This window comes from Streptomyces sp. NBC_01275 (assembly GCF_026340655.1).
GTDB lineage: Bacteria > Actinomycetota > Actinomycetes > Streptomycetales > Streptomycetaceae > Streptomyces.
This window is the reverse complement of sequence record NZ_JAPEOZ010000001.1, coordinates 3,632,255-3,650,641: the sequence shown is the minus strand read 5'-3', so window position 1 is coordinate 3,650,641 and position 18,387 is coordinate 3,632,255. Positions and strand designations below refer to the sequence as shown.

General features: G+C 69.9%; 19 protein-coding genes. 10 read left to right on the top strand and 9 right to left on the bottom strand.

Annotated features, from left to right (window positions below; translation table 11 throughout):
• Positions 1 to 6 precede the first annotated feature (6 nt).
• On the bottom strand, positions 7 to 1,371 hold the full coding sequence (locus OG562_RS15975; RefSeq protein WP_266397959.1) for an SGNH/GDSL hydrolase family protein: 1,365 nt from the start codon (positions 1,369 to 1,371) through the stop codon (positions 7 to 9).
• 183 nt (positions 1,372 to 1,554) lie between these two features.
• Here OG562_RS15975 and OG562_RS15970 point away from each other — a divergent pair, with 183 nt between their 5' ends.
• Complete coding sequence (locus tag OG562_RS15970) at positions 1,555 to 2,880, top strand: DUF445 domain-containing protein (protein ID WP_323187516.1); 1,326 nt, start codon at positions 1,555 to 1,557, stop codon at positions 2,878 to 2,880.
• Positions 2,881 to 2,905: 25 nt separating this feature from the next.
• Here OG562_RS15970 and OG562_RS15965 read toward each other — a convergent pair whose 3' ends face one another.
• Both OG562_RS15965 and OG562_RS15960 read right to left on the bottom strand, forming a co-directional pair.
• Positions 2,906 to 4,414: an alginate lyase family protein gene (locus tag OG562_RS15965; protein WP_266397954.1), complete on the bottom strand. Its 1,509-nt coding sequence runs from the start codon at positions 4,412 to 4,414 to the stop codon at positions 2,906 to 2,908.
• A gap of 101 nt (positions 4,415 to 4,515) precedes the next feature.
• A complete protein-coding gene (locus tag OG562_RS15960; RefSeq protein ID WP_266397952.1) occupies positions 4,516 to 5,001 on the bottom strand; it encodes a hypothetical protein in 486 nt (161 codons plus the stop codon).
• 102 nt (positions 5,002 to 5,103) lie between these two features.
• Between OG562_RS15960 and OG562_RS15955 the strand changes: the two genes are divergently transcribed.
• Both OG562_RS15955 and OG562_RS15950 read left to right on the top strand, forming a co-directional pair.
• Positions 5,104 to 6,150, top strand: coding sequence for a GlxA family transcriptional regulator (locus OG562_RS15955; protein ID WP_266397950.1), 1,047 nt, complete (start codon positions 5,104 to 5,106; stop codon positions 6,148 to 6,150).
• Between the two features lie 63 nt (positions 6,151 to 6,213).
• Entirely contained in the window at positions 6,214 to 7,014 is an 801-nt protein-coding gene (locus tag OG562_RS15950) for a hypothetical protein (protein ID WP_266397947.1), read from the top strand.
• Between the two features lie 128 nt (positions 7,015 to 7,142).
• Here OG562_RS15950 and OG562_RS15945 read toward each other — a convergent pair whose 3' ends face one another.
• Positions 7,143 to 7,445, bottom strand: coding sequence for a hypothetical protein (locus tag OG562_RS15945; protein WP_266397946.1), 303 nt, complete (start codon positions 7,443 to 7,445; stop codon positions 7,143 to 7,145).
• Between the two features lie 183 nt (positions 7,446 to 7,628).
• Here OG562_RS15945 and OG562_RS15940 point away from each other — a divergent pair, with 183 nt between their 5' ends.
• From OG562_RS15940 to OG562_RS15930, 3 genes are read left to right on the top strand one after another with little or no spacing between them, the layout of a single operon-like run.
• Positions 7,629 to 7,934: a hypothetical protein gene (locus tag OG562_RS15940; RefSeq protein WP_266397943.1), complete on the top strand. Its 306-nt coding sequence runs from the start codon at positions 7,629 to 7,631 to the stop codon at positions 7,932 to 7,934.
• 7 nt (positions 7,935 to 7,941) lie between these two features.
• Positions 7,942 to 8,424: a hypothetical protein gene (locus OG562_RS15935; protein WP_266397941.1), complete on the top strand. Its 483-nt coding sequence runs from the start codon at positions 7,942 to 7,944 to the stop codon at positions 8,422 to 8,424.
• On the top strand, positions 8,405 to 9,577 hold the full coding sequence (locus OG562_RS15930) for a serine hydrolase domain-containing protein (RefSeq protein ID WP_266397939.1): 1,173 nt from the start codon (positions 8,405 to 8,407) through the stop codon (positions 9,575 to 9,577). The genes OG562_RS15935 and OG562_RS15930 overlap by 20 nt, the downstream gene beginning before the upstream one ends.
• A 49-nt stretch (positions 9,578 to 9,626) precedes the next feature.
• On the opposite strand, the gene OG562_RS15925 is transcribed toward OG562_RS15930, so the two are convergent.
• Both OG562_RS15925 and OG562_RS15920 read right to left on the bottom strand, forming a co-directional pair.
• The gene (locus OG562_RS15925) at positions 9,627 to 9,833 is read right to left on the bottom strand and encodes a DUF397 domain-containing protein (RefSeq protein WP_266397936.1); all 207 of its coding nucleotides are present in this window, start codon (positions 9,831 to 9,833) and stop codon (positions 9,627 to 9,629) included.
• Positions 9,833 to 10,678, bottom strand: coding sequence for a helix-turn-helix transcriptional regulator (locus OG562_RS15920; RefSeq protein ID WP_266397933.1), 846 nt, complete (start codon positions 10,676 to 10,678; stop codon positions 9,833 to 9,835). The genes OG562_RS15925 and OG562_RS15920 overlap by 1 nt, the downstream gene beginning before the upstream one ends.
• A gap of 209 nt (positions 10,679 to 10,887) precedes the next feature.
• Between OG562_RS15920 and OG562_RS15915 the strand changes: the two genes are divergently transcribed.
• The 3 genes from OG562_RS15915 to OG562_RS15905 all read left to right on the top strand — a co-directional run bounded on the left by OG562_RS15915 (position 10,888) and on the right by OG562_RS15905 (position 14,480).
• A complete protein-coding gene (locus OG562_RS15915) occupies positions 10,888 to 12,093 on the top strand; it encodes an IS110 family transposase (RefSeq protein ID WP_266397930.1) in 1,206 nt (401 codons plus the stop codon).
• A 278-nt stretch (positions 12,094 to 12,371) separates the two neighbouring features.
• Entirely contained in the window at positions 12,372 to 13,610 is a 1,239-nt protein-coding gene (locus tag OG562_RS15910; RefSeq protein WP_266397928.1) for an IS110 family transposase, read from the top strand.
• A 237-nt stretch (positions 13,611 to 13,847) separates the two neighbouring features.
• Positions 13,848 to 14,480 carry an ATP-binding protein gene (locus OG562_RS15905; protein ID WP_266397925.1) on the top strand — a complete coding sequence of 211 codons (633 nt, stop codon included), beginning with the start codon at positions 13,848 to 13,850 and terminating at the stop codon, positions 14,478 to 14,480.
• Here OG562_RS15905 and OG562_RS15900 read toward each other — a convergent pair.
• From OG562_RS15900 to OG562_RS15890, 3 genes are all read right to left on the bottom strand, one after another.
• Positions 14,477 to 15,226, bottom strand: a complete 750-nt coding sequence (locus OG562_RS15900) for an HNH endonuclease (RefSeq protein WP_266397923.1) — start codon at positions 15,224 to 15,226, stop codon at positions 14,477 to 14,479. The two genes, OG562_RS15905 and OG562_RS15900, sit on opposite strands and share 4 nt — an antisense overlap.
• 61 nt (positions 15,227 to 15,287) lie before the next feature.
• Entirely contained in the window at positions 15,288 to 16,301 is a 1,014-nt protein-coding gene (locus OG562_RS15895; protein WP_266397922.1) for a DUF4928 family protein, read from the bottom strand.
• Between the two features lie 103 nt (positions 16,302 to 16,404).
• Positions 16,405 to 17,634: a DNA cytosine methyltransferase gene (locus tag OG562_RS15890; protein WP_266397921.1), complete on the bottom strand. Its 1,230-nt coding sequence runs from the start codon at positions 17,632 to 17,634 to the stop codon at positions 16,405 to 16,407.
• An 82-nt stretch (positions 17,635 to 17,716) separates the two neighbouring features.
• On the opposite strand from OG562_RS15890, the gene OG562_RS15885 reads away from it, so the two are divergent.
• A complete protein-coding gene (locus OG562_RS15885) occupies positions 17,717 to 18,379 on the top strand; it encodes a very short patch repair endonuclease (RefSeq protein ID WP_323187515.1) in 663 nt (220 codons plus the stop codon).
• Positions 18,380 to 18,387: the final 8 nt, after the last annotated feature.

Sequence of the window (18,387 nt, the reverse complement as noted above, 5' to 3'; positions counted from 1 at the left end):
GGTGACCTAGAGCTCGGCCGGCGCCGACCCCGTCAGCTCGGTCAGGCGCAGGGTCTGGGCCATCGTGCGGTAGCCCCGGTCGTTGGGGTGCAGATGGTCGCCCGAGTCGTAGTCGGGGCGCAGGCTGCGCGGGGCGTAGGGGTCGCGCAGCGCCTTGTCGAAGTCGACGACGGCGTCGAAGACCTTGCCGTCCCGGATCTTCGCGTTGATGCGCTGCCGTACGTCGTCCCGGGCGTCGCTGTAGCCGCGGTGGCCGTGGAACGGCATGAGGGTGGCGCCGACGACCTTGATGCCGTGGGCGTGGGCCCGGTCGACGAGGGCGCGCAGGCCCGTCAGGATCGCGTCGGGGTCGGCGAGGCCCTTGTTGCGCAGGATGTCGTTGACGCCGAGGTCGATCACGACGACCTTGACGTTCGGCCGGCCGAGGACGTCCCGCTCGAAGCGCTTCAGACCGCTGGGGTTGCCCGAGGTCGGGCCCGCTCCGTCGGCGAGGACCTGGTTGCCGCTGATGCCCTCGTTGACCACGCCGTAGCGGGGCGCGCCGGAGCCGTCCGAGCCGCCGGAGGCGTCGGCGACGGCGGTGCGCAGCCGGTCGGACAGCACGTCCGGCCAGCGGCGGTTCGCGTCCGTGCTGGAGGTGGCCCCGTCGGTGAGGGAGTCGCCCAGGGCGACCACGGTCCCGTCGGCCTCGGTGCCGAGCACGTCCAGCGCGGTCAGATACCGCCAGTGGTCCCCGGCCCCGGTGTACGGGGCGCCGGTCACGTCCTCGGTGTGCTCGCCGTCGGCGACGTAGCTGGTCTGGCGGGCGCGCGGGTGGTAGGTGACCGGGCCGGCGGAGGTGGGGGAGTAGATGCTGACGACGACGTCGGAGTCGTACGGCACGGCGACGGCCACCGCGTCGCTGACGGTCTGCCCGCCGGCCGGGACGACGACGGTCGTGGCCCCGCCGAAGGTGAGCCGGCGCAGGGTGTCGGCGGCCACGGCCGGGCCGTCTTCTCCGGCCGCGACGGCGAGTGTGGCGTGGGTGACGGTCAGCGGGCCGGTGCCGTAGAGGTTGGACAGCGTGACGCGGGCGCTCGTCCCGCCGACGCCGGTGTGCACGATGTTGCGGACCGTGCGGTCCGCCGTCCCGGAGGTCTCGGTGCCCGGCTCGCCGCCGACGGGCGAGGCGGCCCAGGCGCCGACCCAGACGCCGGTGGAGGCGGGGACCGCCGCGTCGCGATGCCCGCCGGGCCCGGCGAGGGCGTTTCCGGCGCGCCCGAGACCGTGGTCGGCGGCGACGGAGGCGTATATGGCGACGGACAGGCCCACGACGAGGGCGACGATCGCGGACAGCAGGGCGCTGTGCCGTACATGACGCTCGGCGGCCATGCGGCTGTGGTTCTCCTCGGTGAGGGGAGCGGTGAGGCTCCGGGTCGTGCGGTCATACGTGTGTTCAGGAGTTCACCGTTGAGCTCCCCCGTCTGACAGACGCCGGGAACTCTTGTTCCGTTCCAGGAGTAGGTCAAGTGGGGACAATGACTGCGGGCGGAACGGGTGGAACGGGTGAAGCGGATGGATCGTACGAAATCGGAAGAAAGTGATCAAGAAGGGGAGCCGGTGGGTGTCGTACGCACGATGACGGTCTTCAGTGCCGCAGACGAGGAGAAGCGGCGCGGCGTACGGCGCATGAAGCTCACCGCGACCGGCCTGCTGCTGTTCGTCGCCGTGGTGTACGTCCTCGCCGAGTGGGCCTCCCACCGGGGCGCCGGCGCCTGGGCGGGCTATGTCGCGGCCGCCGCCGAGGCCGGCATGGTCGGCGCGCTCGCCGACTGGTTCGCGGTCACCGCCCTCTTCCGCCACCCGCTCGGCCTCCCCATCCCGCACACGGCGATCATCCCGAACAAGAAGGACCAGCTGGGCGTCTCGCTCGGCGAGTTCGTCGGCGAGAACTTCCTCTCCGAGGACGTCGTACGACAGCGGCTGCGCACCGTCGGCATCGGCAGCCGGCTGGGCGTGTGGCTGGCCGAGCCGGAGCACGCCGACCGGGTGACCCAGGAGCTGGCGACGGCGCTGCGGGGCGCGCTGACGGTGCTGCGGGACTCCGACGTCCAGGCGGTGGTCGGCGAGGCGATCACCCGGCGGGCCGACGCCCAGGAGATCGCGCCCGGCATAGGGAAGATGCTGGAGAAGGTCGTCGCGGACGGCGGCCACCGGCGCGCGGTGGACCTGGTGGTCACCCGGGCGCACGACTGGCTGGTGCTGCACGCCGACTCCGTGATGGACGCGGTGCAGGGCGGCGCGCCCGGCTGGACCCCGCGGTTCGTCGACAAGAAGGTCGGCGAGCGCGTCTACAAGGAGCTGCTGCGGTTCTGCGCGGAGATGCGGGACATGCCCTCCCACCCGGCCCGCGGCGCCCTCGACCGCTTCCTCACCGACTTCGCCTCCGACCTCCAGTCCGACACGGACACGCGCGCGCGGGTGGAGCGGCTCAAGGGCGAGGTGCTGGGCCGCGGCGAGGTCCAGGACCTGATCGCGTCCGCCTGGACCGCCGTACGCTCCATGATCGTCGCGGCTGCGGAGGACGAGCGCAGCGAGCTGCGGCTGCGGGTGCGGGCCTCCCTGCTCTCCCTGGGGGCCCGGATGGCCACCGAGCCCAGGGTCCAGGAGAAGGTCGACAGCTGGGTCGAGGGCGCGGCGGTGCACGTCGTGACGACCTACCGCAAGGAGATCACCTCCCTGATCACCGACACCGTGGCGGGCTGGGACGCGGAGCACACGACCCGCAAGATCGAGGCGCACATCGGCCGTGACCTGCAGTTCATTCGGATCAACGGCACGGTGGTGGGATCGTTGGCGGGGCTGGTGATCTACACGGTGGCGCGGGGCCTGGGGGCGTAGGCCCCCACGGCCCGCCCCTACGGGGTCACTCGGCCCCGTCTCGTACGTCTCGTACGCGCCCTCGGCGACGGAGCAGCAGCAGGCCGCCGGCGAGGGCCGTGACGCCGGTGGCGGCGGTCCAGGCGACGAGGTCGGTGGAGCCGGTGGAGGCGAGGTCGCCGCTCTTTTTGGCGGGGGTCCGGCCGGTGGCAGGGCTCGTGGAGCCGGTGGAGGGGGAGGCGGAGGGCGAGGCGGAGGTCTCGGCCGTCTGGTCCGACGACCCGGTGGTGTCCGAGGTCGAGGTCGAAGCCGAAGCCGAAGCTGACGCCGATGCCGATGCCGACCTGTCCCGGGTGAACGTCAGTGTCCCGAAGCCGAGTTGGTCGTAGCCGCCGCTGTTGGGGCCGTAGTCCCCGCCGCCGCCCTCGGGGGCCGCCTTGGCGGCGATCCGGGTGAGGTAGGGGGCGGACAGTCCCCGGCGCTTGGTGTAGTGGTTGGCGATCATCGCCCAGACGGGCCGGGTCATCGTCGGGTCGACGGCGGCCGCGTCGGAGGCGGTCTCGGTGCCGGACCAGCCCCCGATCGCCCCCTTCCTGCGGGTGTTCGCGGTGTAGGACACGTCACCGCCCAGGCTCCACTTGGCCACGTACTGCGCGCCCTTGAGGAAGCGGCTGTCGTCGTAGCCGTAGAGGTCGACGCCCTGGTTCCAGGCCATCTCGCAGACGGTGCCCATGAGGCCGACGCCGAGCAGCGAGTGCCCCTGGTCGCGGCCGGCCTCCAGCCACTCGGCGAGGCCGTCGTCCTGCACGACGGGGATGGCGTGCCTGACGGAGCCGAGCCCGGAACCGTTCTTGAAGTACTCGACGGCCTGTTCCACCTTGTTTCCGTCGTCGCAGAAGATGCCGGTGGCGAGGACGCAGGCGAGGGCGGTGAGATCCCAGTTGGGCCAGTAGTTGGTGACGACGGCGTTGTTGTGGTCGGTCAGGAAGCTCTCGCTGAGCGGGGAGAAGACGGTGCTCAGCATCTTCTGGAAGCGCTCCAGCTCGAAGTCGGCGCGGTCGCGCACGAGTTCGGCGGCGTTGGCGAACTGGTAGCCGTACAGCCCGGCCGCGAGGAACCGGTCGGCGGACCCCTGCACCGAAGTCAGCTTCGCGGACCAGGCGTTGAGGATCGCCACGGCGGTGTCGGCGTACCCGCTCTCGCCGCTGACGTGATGGCGCAGGCCGTTCTGGTAGGCGGCGTGGATGTCGTTGTAGAGGGTCGCGTAGTTCTGGGGCGAGCCCGAGCCCCGGTACACGATCTCCTGCGGGTTGGCCGTCCAGCCGCTCTGCGCATGCCGGTTGGCGGTGAGCTTGGCGAACCCGGCGGTGTAGGGCGCGGCTCCCGCCTTCACCTTGGCGGCCATACGCGCCAGGTCGGCGTGGGTGTGCAGGAGACCGGGGTGCGTGTAGCGGCCGGCCGCGGCGGCGGGGGATGCGGCGGCGGGGGACGCGGAGAGGGCCGTACCGATCCCCAGGGAGGCGGCTCCCGTCGCCGCGCCCGCGGCCTTCAGCATGCTGCGGCGGCTGATCTGGAGAGGTCCGGGAAGGCGAGGTCGAGTCACATGCATGACAGGGAGACGGGCGGGAGCCGGGGTGATAACGAAAACCGGGCCGTCTACGCCCCGGTCGTCGACCCCGGCCGCACGATCATCAGGATCGTCACGGTCGCCCACAGCAGGTTGAACACGCCGGTGAACATGGCGAGTTGGACGGTGGCCGCACCCGCCCCCCGGCTCTCGCCCTGGTCTCCGCCCTGGCCCCCGCCCTCGAACTCCACGAACGGCTCCTGCCGGGGCAGGACGAGGACGACGAGGGTGAGCGCGGCGAGGACGGTCAACGCGATGGACACGATCAACCAGGGGTCGCCCATCACGCCCATCGCGCCCGCCGTGGCGAACCCGAACACGGGCACGGCGATGCCGACCCCGGCGTACACCCGGCAGATGCGGTGCAGCAGTCGTACGGTCTCGCCCGCGCGTTCGTCGTCGGGCGCGGCCAGGGCCCGGCGCGCGGCGGGCGGGAACATGCTGGCGGCGACGGTGACGGGACCGACCGCGACGATCGCGGCGAGGACGTGGAGGGCGAGGAGGAGCTTGGTCACGCAGCGACGGTAGGCCGTCGTGGTGATCTCGCAGAAGCGGCGGAAATGCCAGGAGCCGACGGATTCTCGCCAGCGCGCCGACGCACTGCCTACGATCGCGCCATGCACACCGTCGCCGTACTGGCCCTGGACGGGGTCGTCCCCTTCGACCTGGCCGCCCCGATCGACGCCTTCCGATGGGCGCGGCTGCCCGACGGGCGGGAGGCGTACCGGGTACGGGTCTGCTCGCCGTCGCCTTCCGGAGAGGTGAGCGCCGGTGCGTTCACGGTGCGGACGCCGTACGGCCTGGAGGCGCTGGCGGAGGTGGACACGATCATCCTGCCCGGGGTCGAGGACCCGCCGGACCCGCTGCCGGCCGGCGTCGCGGAGGCCCTGCGGGACGCCGCGGCGAAGGGCACGCGCATCGCCTCGGTCTGCGTCGGCGCGTTCCTGTTCGCCGCCACGGGCCTGCTGGACGGGCTGCGCGTGACGACGCACTGGATCGCGGCACGGGACCTCGCCGAGCGCTACCCGAAGGTGACCGTCGACCCGAACGTCCTGTACGTCGACAACGGCCAGTTCCTCACCTCGGCGGGCGCGGCCGCCGCCCTGGACATGTGCCTGCACATGGTCCGCAACGACCATGGCTCGGCCGTGGCGGCCCAGACCGCCCGGATGTCCGTCGTACCCCTCGAACGGGAGGGCGGCCAGGCCCAGTTCATCGTCCACGACCTGCCGCCGGCCCCCGCCGGAGCGACCCTGGAGCCGCTGCTTGCCTGGTTGGAGGACAACTGCGCCGGCGGCGATGTGACGCTGGACCAGATCGCCGAGCGGGCGGGCATGAGCACCCGCACCCTCAACCGCCGCTTCCGCGAACAGACCGGCACGACGCCGTTGCAGTGGCTGCACCGGGCACGGGTGCGGCGCGCACAGCACCTGCTGGAGACGACGGCGTACCCGGTGGAACACATCGCCGCCCAGGCGGGCTTCGGCTCCCCGACGGCCTTCCGGGAACGCTTCCGAAGGGTGGTGGGAACGAGCCCGCAGGGGTATCGACGGGCGTTCAGGTCGGGGGCGGGGGCCCCACGGGCAGGGGCAGGGGCAGGAGCAGGGGCGGGAGCAGGGGCGAGGGCGGGTGGTGGAGGGGCGAGGGCGGTAAAGATCATATAAGGTGTCTCGCCGTGGCACGTGCGAACACGTGAACCACAGCACGTACTCGGGGGAGACGCACACGTGAACGCCGTCGGCCGGACCAGGTCCGTGCCCTTCCGCTCCATGCCCAACCCGTTCGCCGTCGCCTCCGCGCTGGCCGAACCCTCCCGCGCCGACCGGGTGGACGACCCTGTCGTCCGCGCCCTGCAGTGGGCCCGTACGGCGGTCGGCGTGGCCGCGACGGTGTGGCTGCTGATGGCCTACCCGTTGAAGGAGGGGCGCGAGAAGTTCGTCATGGGCAAGCTGGAGGACCTGCTGATCGGTTGCGGGATCACGTTCGCGACCGCGTTCGTCGCCGTGACCGTGTTCATCGCGGCCGCGCGCTCACCGCTCGGCCGCGTGTACGCGCGGCGTCTGCCGGGTCCCCTGCTGACCGTGTGCGCGATCCCGCTCAGTGTCGGAGTGTGCTGGTTCCTGATCGAACTGTTGAAGGGCGAGATCATCTCGCTGTCCGACTTCGACTATCACGGCATCCTGTTCAGCATTCTGCTGATCGTGGTGTTCTTCGTCGGCGCCCTCGCCTGCGCCGCCGCGCTGCTCCTGGCGGTCCCCGTCACGGTGGCGGCCCTGGTCTACGGCTTCAACTCCTGCTTTCGCCTCGGCGACGTGCACGACCTGCTGCCGGCCCTGATCTCCCCGCTCCTGGTCTGGTCCCTCTTCGGCCTGGGTCTGTTCGACGACCCGGAGGTGGCCGCCCCGCCCCTGGTCCTCTACACCTTCCTGCTGGGCGGCCCGCTGTCGGTGACCCTGCTGTCGGTGTGGGAGGTACGACGCCTGCGCCGACGCCATGGGGTGACGCTGCGGTCGGCGCTGGGCCGGTAACTCCTGGGGCGGCCTCAGCCTGCACGACGGGCTCTTCGTCCGTACGCCGGTCGGGAACCCTGGTTGGGAGCGCCGGTCGGGAGCACCGGTCGGACACGCAGGTCGGGAGCACCCGTCGGGCACGCCGGTCAGGAGCGCCGGTCGGCGACCGCCCACGAGGCGAGCGCGACGGCCCCGGCCACCCCGAACACGGCGGGCCAGGCGCCCACCTTCTTGGCCAGCGGATGCGAGGAGGCGAAGGCGGCGACGTATGCGGCGGTCAACGCCCCCGCGGCCTTCCCGCCGGCCTGCTGCCGCCACTGCTGCGCGGCCGCGGCTCCCGCGACGGCGAGCACGACCCCGCCGAGCTGCCGCTTCCTCGTCCACCGAGCCACGCCGTACCCACCGACGAGCCCGCTCGCGGCGATCACCGCGCTGGGAACCTTGGCCATGTCCGACTCCTCCTAATGGATCGCTCGCGGTCGCGGGTCGCGGTCGTGTGTACGCCGTGACGGTCGCGATCGTCTACGAGGCTAACGCGCGGCCCGACGGCTTCCCTGAACCTGAGTCGAGCCGTGTCAAGGCAAGGCGCACCCCTGCACACGCACGCACCGAGCCGCAGAACGGAGCCCCAGTTGTCCCTCCGCACCCTCACCACCTCCGACGGCACCCACCTCGCCGACCGCGACGACGAGCCCGCCCCCCTTCTTCCCCCGTCGTCTCCCCCGTCGCCGACGCGGCCCCCGTTCCTGCTCCTCCACGGCCTGGCCGGCCACCTGGGCGAATGGGACGACCTGACCGCCCGGCTCTTCTCCGACGGCCACCGCGCGGTCGTCCCGAACGCGGGCCATGACGTCCACCTGGACCAGCCGGACCAGGTGCACGAGGTGCACGAGGTGCACGAGGCGGTGTCGGCGTTCCTGCGGGACTGGGTACGTTGACCTCACCATGAACGACCAGGAGCCGCCCGAGCACGCGAGATTCGCGACGTATCTCAACGCCCTGAACACGGTCCACCCGGCCGAGGAATCAGGGCTGGTCCGCCGCATCCTCACCGACCCGGACCTCACGATGGCCCGCTCGGCCGTCCTGCGCCACCTCGACGAACGAGCGGCAGCGCTCCACCTCACCCCCGCCTACCTCTCCTGGGCATCCACCATGATCCAAACCATCTCCGGTCACCCTTTCCTGACCCACAGACTCCAGGAATGGACTCTCCTGCGAGACATCTCCCTGAACCATCCCTGGGACCACTCCACGCTGGCCGAGGCATCGGACTGGCTGCACCGCAGACTCACGGAGACCTCGAACATCCCGGCGTCCGCCTACGAGTTCCTGGCAGAACACGGCCGTACGAGGAGGATCCGCAACGCGGCGGCAGCGAAGGCGAGGAAATGCCAGGATGGGCGGCATGACGACGATCGACGGTGAGGTCGCGGCCGGGTTCGAACCGGTACGCGAAGCGTTCGCGGCGAACTTCGCTCAGCACGGGGACATCGGCGCGTCGGTCTGCGTGTACCGGGACGGCCAGCCGGTGGTGGACCTGTGGGGTGGGATCGCCGACCCTGACACCGCTCGTCCGTGGACACGGGACACGCTGCAACTCGTCTACTCGGCGACCAAGGGAGTGACGGCGACCGCGGCGCATCTGCTGTCCCAGCGGGGCGCGTTGGACCTGGACGCGCCAGTGGCCGAGTACTGGCCGGAGTTCGCGGCGAACGGAAAGTCGGACATCCCGGTGCGCCGGCTGTTGTCCCACCAGGCCGGCCTGGTCGCTCTGGACCAACCGGTGTCACTGGCCGAGGCGTTGGCCTGGCACCCGATGACGGCCGCACTGGCCGCCCAGCGCCCCGTGTGGACCCCGGGCACCGCCCACGGCTATCACGGCCGGACCTACGGCTGGCTGGTGGGCGAGGTGATCCGCCGGGTGTCGGGCCGCACACCGGGCCGCTTCCTCGCCGAGGAGATCGCGGCGCCGCTGGACCTGGACTTCTTCATCGGACTGCCCGCGAACGAACGGGACCGGGTCAGCCGGATGGTGTACCAGCAGCCGGAAGTCGACCTCGCCACGGTCCCTCTGGAGGCGATCCCCGAGGAGTTCCGCGAACTGGTCGCCGCCATGCGCGACCCGAACTCGCTCAGCACCAGGGCGTTCGCGGTCACCGATCCGGCCGAGATCGACTTCAACTCGCCCGAGGTGCAGGCCGCGGAACTCCCGGCCTCCAACGGCATCGGCACCGCGCGCGGGCTGGCCCGCATGTACGCCGCGCTGATCGGCGAGGTGGACGGCGTGCGCCTGCTCACCCCGGAAACCCTCGCATCCGCGACCAAGGAGCAGGCCAACGGCCTTGACCAGGTGCTGATGATCCCGAGCCGCTTCAGCTCCGGCTACATGCTCCCCACCGACACCAACCCCATGACCGGCCCGAACGCCTTCGGCCACGCCGGCCGAGGCGGCTCCCTCGCCTTCGCCGACCCGGAGCACGGCATCTCTTTCGGCTACGTGATGAACCACATCATCGAGGGGCCCGACGATGCGCGTGCGGCGTCGCTGGTCGAGGCGGTGCGGAGGTCGCTGGCGTAGGAACTCCCTGCCGTCCCGGCTGTGCCCGATTGCGTGTCGGGCCCGGTCATCACCGCGCCTGGGGGAGCGCCCCTGCCAGAAAGCCGGCCCATGCCTTCGCCGAGACCGTGAGGTGAGGGTGCCCAGGCTGCTTGGAGTCGCGCACGAGCACGCCAGACAGGATGAAGGCGGCCTCCACGCACTCGGTCGTGTTGCCGCCGCTGTACGACGACTTGAACCAGACGGGCTCATGGGCAGGCTGAGGGCCGGCGGACATTACAGCTCCTTGCGGGCGCGATGGATCATGGCGGAGGAGGACTCCATGTCCAACGCTTGTGCCTGGAGGTACTCGAACGCAAGTCTGTAGCGCTCCAGTTCCTCGTCCTTCTCCAGGAAGAGGGAGCCCGTGTGGAAGTCGACGTAGACCACGTCGAGGGCTGGCTCTGAGCCGCCGATGATGACGAAGCTTCCCAGCGCGGCCGCATGGGCCCCCTTGGCGAAGGGCAGCACCTGAAGCGTGATGTGAGGAGACTCGTTCGCTTCGAGCAGTCGGTCGAGCTGCTCCTTCATGACCGGAGGCGACCCCACGACGCGGCGGATCACGGACTCGTCGAGGATTGCCCACAGGCGGAGCGGCTTCGGGCGGACGAGGATCTCCTGCCGCTTCATGCGGATGTCGACCAGCCGCTCGATCTCCGTTGACTCCAGGGGGACTTCGTTGGCCTTCTGCAGCGCTGTGCTGTACGCCCGAGTCTGGAGAAGCCCGGGGACGTAGACGCACGCGAAGTGACTCTCGCGCACGGCTTCGTCTTCAAGAGTGAGCAGCAGGTTCATGCTCTCCGGGATGGAGTCGGCGAAGGAGCTCCACCAGCCTTGCTGCTTGGCGTTCTTGGCGATGCCGATAACGGCGTTGCGCTCGGCGTCCGTTGCCCCGTACTCACGGCACAGCGCGTCGACCACGAGCCACTTCACCGGCCCGGCCTGGGTCTCGTACCGGCTGACCGTGGCCTTGGAGACTCCGACGAGCCGCCCGGCCTCCTCAAGAGTCAGACCCCTGCGGGCCCGCAACTTTCGCATCATCGCGCCCAGTTGGCGGCGGCGGGTAGTGGTCCGTTCGGACATGCGGTTCCCTAAGAATGGTTGGCGGTCCGGGAGGACCGGGTGTGGCTGATGCGGCTCTGTCGTTGATGACTGCGAAGGAATGGCCGCCCGGTCCTCCGGGACGCTCCGACTGCTGATTGAGAACTGCGGTCATCGCTGCTCAGGGACCTGTTGGCGGAGTGTTCTGCGGGCCATGGAAGTGCTGGGCACGGTGGAACGGAGCCACAGACTTGAGTTCGCGGCGAGCACGGATATGGGTCGGCATAGACGCCGGCAAGGGGCATCACTGGGCGGTGGCGGTCGACGCCGACGGCGAGACGCTGTTCTCGACGAAGGTGATCGACGACGAGGTCCAGGTCCTCGCCCTGATCGAGACCGCCCGCGAACGGGCTGAAGAGGTCCGGTGGGCGGTCGACGTCTCCGGCCGGGCCTCCGCCTTGTCGCCGGCCCTGCTGATCGCGCACGGTCAGCACGTCGTCTACGTCCCCGGCCGCACGGTCAACCGCATGTCCGGCGCCTACAAGGGCGAGGGCAAGACCGACGCCAGGGACGCCCGCGTCATCGCCGACCAGGCTCGCATGCGGCCCAAGGACTTCACCGCGTTGAGTACGCCGCCGGAGCTGGTCTCGACACTCCAGGTGCTGACCCGTTACCGGGCCGACCTGATCGCTGACCGCGTCCGGCTCATCAACCGGCTTCGGGACCTGCTGGTCGGTATCTGCCCCGCCCTGGAGCGGGCCTTCGACTGCTCCGCGGCCAAGGGCCCGGTGGTGATGCTGACCGAATACCAGACCCCGGCCGCTCTGCGCCGGGTCGGGGTCAGACGCCTGACGGCCTGGCTGGAACGGCGCAAGGTCCGCAGCGCCGGCGATGTCGCGGCCAAGGCCGTGGACGCGGCGCAGTCCCAGCAGATCGAGCTGCCCGGGGAGAAACGGGCTGCCAAGCTGGTCTGCGACCTCGCTCACCAGCTCCTGGCCCTGGACGAGCGGATCAAGGACAACGACCGGGACATCCGCGAGACCTTCCGCACCGACGAACGCGCCGAGATCATCGAGTCGAGGCCCGGCACGGGACCCGTCCTGGGCGCCGAGTTCATCGCCATAGTCGGCGACCTGTCCGGCTACCGCGATGCAGGCCGCCTCGCCTCCCACGCCGGCCTCGCTCCGGTCGCCCGGGACTCGGGCCGCCGCTCCGGCAACTACCACCGGCCAAAACGCTACAGCCGACGCCTGCGGCACGTCTTCTACCTGGCAGCCCAGACCGCCATGATGCGGCCCGGTCCATCTCGCGACTACTACCTCAGGAAACGCTCCGAGGGGCTGCTGCATACCCAGGCGGTGCTCGCACTCGCCCGGCGCCGGGTCGACGTGCTCTGGGCGATGCTGCGAGACAAGAGGCTGTTCACCTCCGTCCCACCAGCGACCCAAGCCGCTTGAGAGACTCATCGGTCACCACGAGCGCTTGACTTCGTCATTGAGTAATCCGATCTCCGGACGGCGATACCCCGAAGGGGAGAAAATCGGGCTACGGCCGTCCGGCTGACGTCGCGGAGTCTTGGTGCCTCCGGAACCCGACATTGAGTAGGACGCCGGGGACCCTTCGTCAGGCACCCGGAAGTGTTGCCACGAGCATGCGAATCAGATTCTTTTGCCTGGTCGGTCCCCGCTGGACGGCTGCCGCACAACCGCACTACGCGGGAGGGGAGGACCGGGGCATGGACGTGGTCCACGAGCGATGCGCCGGAATCGACATCGGCAAGGCGGACGTGAAGGTCTGCGTTCGCGTCCCGGGGCCGGGCAAGCGCCGGCGCAAAGAGATCCGTACGTTCCTGACGATGACCTCCGACCTGCTGGCCATGCGTGACTGGCTTCTGTCTGAGGGCGTCACGGTGGTCGGCATGGAGGCGACCGGTGCGTACTGGAAGCCGGTGTTCTACCTGCTGGAGAACGACATCGAGTGCTGGCTTCTCAACGCCCGGCACATGAAGAACGTCCCGGGCCGCAAGACCGACGTCGCGGACTCCGAATGGATCTGCAAGATGGTCGAACACGGCCTGGTGCGGCCCTCGTTCGTGCCGCCGCCGGCCATCCGCCAGCTGCGGGACCTGACCCGCTACCGCACCGAGGTCATCCGCGAACGCACCCGCGAGGCCCAGCGACTGGAGAAGCTCCTCGAAGACTCCGGGATCAAACTGTCCGCGGTCGTCTCGGATCTGCTGGGCAAGTCCGCCCGCGCGATGCTGGAGGCACTGATCGCCGGGGAACGCGACCCGCACGTCCTCGCCGAGATGGCGAGGGCGAGCATGCGTGCCAAGCGTCAGATCCTCGCCCAGGCGCTGACCGGCCAGTTCACCGACCACCACGCCTTCCTTGCACGGACCATGCTGGACCGCATCGACGCGGTCACCGCGACCGAGGCCCGCCTCAGCGAGGAGATCGCCCGCCGGCTCGCCCCGTTTCGCCGTCAGATCGAGCTGCTGACCACGATCCCGGGCGTCAGCACCCGCTCGGCAGAGATGATCCTGGCCGAGATCGGCGCGGACATGGCCCGCTTCCCCTCGGCCGCCCACCTCGCCTCGTGGGCCGGAATGTGTCCGGGCAACCACGAGTCCGCCGGCAAGCACACCTCCGGCAAGTCCCGGCCCGGCGACCCGTGGCTGAAGAACGCGCTCGGACTCGCCGCCACCGCCGCGGCCCGCAGCAAGAACACCTACCTCGCCTCCCGCTACAAACGCATCGCGATCCGCCGCGGCAAGAAGCGGGCCCTGGTCGCCGTCGGCCACACGATCCTGACCTCGATCTGGCACATGCTCACCAACGACGCCGAGTACGCCGACCTCGGAGCGGACTACTTCCTCCAGCGAACCGGCCGGGCACGCCAGACGCGGCGCCTGGTCAGCCAGCTCAACATGCTCGGTTATCAAGTGTCCCTCCAATCAACGGAACCGGTCTGAACTGCGGCGTTGGGAGATTTTCGAATCAGATTCCTTCGTCATGAGCCGGGCGGCACGCCCGGAGATCCTCATCAGGCTAGGCAGCCGGCAAGGGTCTCACCGTTCACTCGATGGATTCTCATGAGAAGTTACACAGTGAGACTTCTCCATGCCATGCTCGCTCTTAGATCGCTACGCAGTGCAGCCGTACGGACACGGCAGGCGCAGCATGTGCGTGGCTGGGAGGGAGGAGTGGCCATGCCTGGCTACGAGATCACCGAACCCCGACTCCGCTGTGTCCTGCCGTTCGAGGCGGTGCCGGCGGAGGTGCGCCTGCTTCGGAGGGCAGTCGCCAAGCAACTGAACCGGTGGGGTATGCCCGTCGCGGTCGACGAAGCGGAGCTGCTCGTCACGGAACTGGCCACCAACGTCGTCAAGCACGTCGGCGAAGGCGTGTCGGCGACGCTGGTCCTTGAGTGGAGGGAAGAGCGACTGCGCCTGGAAGTCCATGACAAGAGCCAGTCGCTGCCATCCCTCAAGATGGCCGACTGCGACGACGTGTGCGGCCGCGGCCTGCACCTGCTGGCGTCGCTGGCAGTCGAATGGGGAACGGTGCTGACGGCAGCGGGTAAGGCGGTCTGGTGTGAGATCTCGACCGGCGTGGGATCCGCTTGCCGACGCATCGAAAGGGCTGCGGCGGCACTGGAGAACTATCAGGGCGCCGACACGGCCGGCGCCCTGCGGGGGAGAGGCGGCGACGCCTGCTTCGCCGAGTCTGCAGTCGAGTTGATCGCAGATCTGCTCCACTGGACCGCTGCCCGCGGTCATGATCCTGACGACCTCCTCGATCGAGCGCAGATGCACTACGAAGCCGAAGCGGACGTGGCCTAGGGGGTGACTTCGGGCCCTGACCTGCGGATCAACTGCCGCAGATCGGTAGGTGTGCGCCAGGACTCCCCCGGGCTGGATCGGTGACACATGCGGTGGCAGTTGGAGCACAGACATGCCAGGTCGTCGAGCTTGGTCTCTCGGGTTCCGGAGACGTGGAGCGGAGTGACGTGGTGCACTTCGATGTAGCCCTCGCCCAGATCCCCGTAGGCGCGGGCGAAGTCGAAGTCGCATACCTCGCACCGGAGCGGGCCCCCGCCGCTCCGCGCCTGGGCGATCTTCTGATTGCGCAGCTTCGGATTCCGCTCGCGGGCGAGCGCCCAGCGGGCGAGGAGGCGTCCTTCGATGGCGCTCGCGCCCGTCTCGTCGACTTCGTCGGGCTGCGGTGCGATGAGATGCAACTCGCCTGTGCCGATGCCCTCTTCGATGGCCTCGGCGGCCTGGAGCATCTCGGACTCACGCTCGGAGAAGGCGTCGATCATGAGCAGTGTGGGCTTGCCGCACCGGGTGGCCTTGCCGGCGTAGAGCTTGTGATTGGTCGTGAAGTCGGTGGTCTTTCGGCTGACGCTGTCGGGAGACCGGAAGCTGGGCAGCGCGAGTACTTCCGGCTCGTGGATCGGCAGCGAGCGGAGCAGGTCAGACAACTCCTGGACCCTGAGATCGCTCGTCCGCAGCTCGCGCCAGCCGTTCTTCACGACGAGGGCTCCGGCCAGTACGAGTTCGTCCTCAGTCCACGCAGGTATCCGCATGCGCAATATCGTATGAGTGTTCGGTGGTAGGGGTGGTGCGATTTTTCGTGAGCCGTGCGGCTCAGAGGTTCTCCGGAAGCAGGATCTTCAGGGACTGGTCGGCCTCGGCTGTTTCGATCCGGGCGTTGTACTCGGTCAGAAGCTCGCGCAGCCGCTCCCGTACCCCGCTCTTCGAGAAGCCGCCTACTTCCTCGATGTTCGTTCCGATGAAGTCCTCGATGGACTGGATGGCGACGCGGTCGGCCAGGTCGTAGTTCTCGGCGAGCTGGACCGCGGCGGCGACGCGGCCTTCGGGGACGAGGACGCGGGGGCGGTATCCGTGGTTCAGGTTGTCGACGCAGCGGTCGAGGAAGACCTTCTCGCCCGGCGACATGGTGACGTGGATCGCGGTGTCGCCGATCTGGTAGTCGCCGGCGCGGCCGGTCTGGACGTCGGCGGTGGTGTAGCTCTCGACGTTCACGTCCTCGCCCGGGAAGCGGATCTTCAGCTTGGCGCCGACGAGGTGCTGGGCGATCGCGCCTGCCGTGTTGCCGCCGCGCACACGGCCGGCCTCTATGAGGGCTGCGACGGTGGTGCGGACGGGGTTGTCGGGGTTGATCTCGGCCTCGATGCGCTTGCGCCCGAAGAAGTCCTCCTGGACCCGTTCGACGAACCACTGTTGGAGCAGCGCGGCCAGCGTGGTGCGTTCGAGGTCGGTGAGGGCACCCAGGTCGGCCTCGTCTCCCTTGGTGTTGAGGAGATCGGCCAGGGAGTTGGCGTGGTCGAGGGTCGCGCGGGAGGTGCGGCCGCCCTCGCTGGTGAACTTGCGCTCCTCGCCGTGTTGGGCGAGCAGCTTCTGGGCCTGCTTGCCGCTGGCGGTCTTCACCTGGGATCGCGTTTGGTAGTGCTCGGGCTTGAGGGGGAAGTGCTCGGCCAGGAACTCCGTCATGTACAGGCCCGCGCACATGACGTTGGAGTTGACGTTGTCCCTGGAGTCGCGCTGCTTTTCGTACCAGTCCCCGAGCGCGTCTATGAGTGTTTCCGCCGCCTCCTCCACTAACGCGCTGACGGTGTTCGGCGACGACGAGGCGACCATGGGCTACTCCTGGCATACGGGACGGTGGGGCGGTGGATGGCCGGCGGCACGGCAGGCGGACACGGCAGCCAGTCGTCTCCGCATGCTGGCAGGCGGCCCGGGGCTACCGAGAGGCTCCGGCCCGCTGCGCCGGAACCTGCTCGTGGTCCCAAGCGCCGGCGAGCAGCGGATGGAGATAGTGCTCGGCGAGCCAGGCCACCGCGTCGACGCATACGGCGTCGCCGAAGCCCATGATCGCCTGGTTGCGCTTGGCGGGGAGGAGGTACTGCGGTGCGCCCATGAGCTTGGCGTACTCCCGGGCCGTCATCCAGCGCACGCGCAGCGGCTGGCCCTTCTGGATGCGGACGACGGCCTGCTTGGAGGAGCCGCCGCGGGCGGTGCGCAGGCAGCCGGCCACGTCGTCGTCGCGGATCTCCCAGGCGGGGACGCCGTTGCGGGTGCGACGGTAGGCGGTGCGGTAGGACGCCTCGGGCTCGCCTGCGAGCCGCTCGACGCGGGCGTTGTTGACGTCCGAGAGCTGACTTGCGAAGTGGGCGACTCGCTTGTCGTCCCACCACTCGACGCCATCGTCCTCGTCGCCGTCGACGAGCTCGGTCCAGCCGGTCGTGCGCAGGGCGGGCGGTTCGACGTCGAGCAGGGTGCGGTGGGTGTCGAGCGCGGCGTCGTCGAGGGCGCGGTCGAGCCAGGAGGGGCGCAGCGCGGTGTCTCGGCGGTCGTCGGCGCGGGGCTTGGCCAACGACTCACGGTTGGCGGCGACGACGAAGAGGCGCGGTCTGGACTGCGGGACGAAGCGACGGCCGTCCAGGGTGACGACGTCGACCCAGTAGCCGAGGGTGTTCAACCGCTTGATGGCGGCCTTCATGTCGGCGCCCTGGTGACTGGTGGCGAAGCCGTTGACGTTCTCCAGCGTGATCACGTCGGGCAGCTTGCCGTCGCGCTCGCCCATGGCCTTGATGACGTCGGTGAAGTCCCAGAACGTGCTCGAGTGCTGTCCCGCCAGGCCTGACCGGCCCCCGGCGAGGGAGAGGTCCGTGCAGGGGAAGGAGGCCCAGGCCAGGTCGACGCGGCCGGGCGCCGAGGCGGAGCCCATGTCGCCGGCGATCTCACGGACGTCCCGCAGGACGTAGTGATCCTCGGGGTCGCCGAAGTGACCCCTGTACATCTCGTGTTTCTGGGCGTCCAGGTCGTTGGCCCACGTGACCTTGAACCCTCCGGCGCGCTCCAGACCCAGACGGGCGAGGCCGATTCCGGCGAAGAACTCGGCGACCTCGAAGACCGCGGAGGCGGCGGTCGAGGCGGTGGAGTCAAGATCAGAGGGGAGAGCTGTGGTCACCCGGCCGATGGTACGGGAGGGGTCGGACAATTCTCTGGAGTACCCCGAGACGCAGGTGCCGCGCCCGCACTACGGTGTGGTCATGGACGGGGAAGAATCCGAGGTCGCAGGCGGCGAGAAGGGGACGAAGACAGGGGGTCGCGGTCGCGCCCGGGCATCCCATGCCTCGCCGGTCGAGAAGGACTCTCCAGCCGACACGACCTCCGTGACCGCCAAGGCCTCGTCAGCCGCCAGGACCCTGCCGGCCGCCGACGCCTCCCGGGCGCGGGCGCGGTCCGAGGAGTCCTGGGCTTCGTCCGACGGCGTGCGGGCCAGCATGCGGGCGAACAAGAGCCGCGACACGAAACCGGAGCTGGCGCTGCGGCGGGCGGTGCACGCGCGCGGGCTGCGCTACCGGGTCGCCGCCCGCCCGATCAAGGAACTGCGCCGCACGGCGGACCTGGTGTTCACCAAGGCGCGGGTCGCGGTCTTCCTCGACGGATGCTTCTGGCACGGCTGCCCGGAGCACCACACCGTCGCCGTGCGCAACGGCGGCTACTGGGCGTCGAAGGTGGAGCGCAACCGGGCGCGGGACGTGGACACGGACCGGCGGCTCGAAGAGGCGGGCTGGTCGGTCGTACGGGTGTGGGAGCACGAGGACCCGCTGCAGGCGGCGGCCAAGGTGGAGAAGACGGTGGCCGAGGCGCGGCGGGCGCTGCGCCGGGGAACGGCGACTCCTCCAGGGGGCTCGGAAGACGAGGACTGACCGTGGGC

Bases quoted from the DNA above. Each gene is read 5' to 3' on its own strand.
- OG562_RS15885 (WP_323187515.1), top strand. From the start codon at position 17,717: ATGGACGGGGAAGAATCCGAGGTCGCAGGCGGCGAGAAGGGGACGAAG.
- OG562_RS15975 (WP_266397959.1), bottom strand. From the start codon at position 1,371: ATGGCCGCCGAGCGTCATGTACGGCACAGCGCCCTGCTGTCCGCGATC.
- OG562_RS15925 (WP_266397936.1), bottom strand. From the start codon at position 9,833: ATGTCCGCCGGCCCTCAGCCTGCCCATGAGCCCGTCTGGTTCAAGTCG.
- OG562_RS15935 (WP_266397941.1), top strand. From the start codon at position 7,942: ATGAACGACCAGGAGCCGCCCGAGCACGCGAGATTCGCGACGTATCTC.
- OG562_RS15905 (WP_266397925.1), top strand. From the start codon at position 13,848: ATGCCTGGCTACGAGATCACCGAACCCCGACTCCGCTGTGTCCTGCCG.
- OG562_RS15895 (WP_266397922.1), bottom strand. From the start codon at position 16,301: ATGGTCGCCTCGTCGTCGCCGAACACCGTCAGCGCGTTAGTGGAGGAG.
- OG562_RS15965 (WP_266397954.1), bottom strand. From the start codon at position 4,414: ATGCTGAAGGCCGCGGGCGCGGCGACGGGAGCCGCCTCCCTGGGGATC.
- OG562_RS15910 (WP_266397928.1), top strand. From the start codon at position 12,372: ATGGACGTGGTCCACGAGCGATGCGCCGGAATCGACATCGGCAAGGCG.
- OG562_RS15970 (WP_323187516.1), top strand. From the start codon at position 1,555: ATGGATCGTACGAAATCGGAAGAAAGTGATCAAGAAGGGGAGCCGGTG.
- OG562_RS15955 (WP_266397950.1), top strand. From the start codon at position 5,104: ATGCACACCGTCGCCGTACTGGCCCTGGACGGGGTCGTCCCCTTCGAC.
- OG562_RS15920 (WP_266397933.1), bottom strand. From the start codon at position 10,678: ATGTCCGAACGGACCACTACCCGCCGCCGCCAACTGGGCGCGATGATG.
- OG562_RS15945 (WP_266397946.1), bottom strand. From the start codon at position 7,445: ATGGCCAAGGTTCCCAGCGCGGTGATCGCCGCGAGCGGGCTCGTCGGT.
- OG562_RS15930 (WP_266397939.1), top strand. From the start codon at position 8,405: ATGACGACGATCGACGGTGAGGTCGCGGCCGGGTTCGAACCGGTACGC.
- OG562_RS15900 (WP_266397923.1), bottom strand. From the start codon at position 15,226: ATGCGGATACCTGCGTGGACTGAGGACGAACTCGTACTGGCCGGAGCC.